The organism is Bradyrhizobium sp. 25ACV (assembly GCF_054863005.1).
In genome coordinates, this window is the sequence record NZ_JAVAYO010000135.1 from 1 (window position 1) to 263 (window position 263).

The window sequence follows — 263 nt, forward strand, 5'->3', positions numbered from 1 at the left end:
CCCGGCCGAAACCGGAAGCGTGGATGAATTGCGCGTCGGCAACATCGTGGCACGTAACCTCAAGATCGTCACATCGCCGGGCCTGGGCAATCTGGACGTGCTCGGCATGAACTTCCTGTCGAAGCTCCAGTCCTGGCGTGTCGAGGGACAGATGCTCGTCCTCGTCCCCCATCATCCGCAAGAGAGCGCGAGCAACTCGTAACGCCGGATTTGCGTCCAAATCCAGCGGTTGAGCCGATGCCGTCTCGGGAGTATTCCGCAGT

General features: G+C 60.8%; 1 pseudogene. It reads left to right on the top strand.

Going from position 1 to position 263, the window contains the following annotated elements:
- Nucleotides 1–202: pseudogene (locus RAD04_RS38870) on the top strand (hypothetical protein); the annotation flags it as partial.
- Between the last annotated feature and the right edge of the window lie 61 nt (nt 203–263).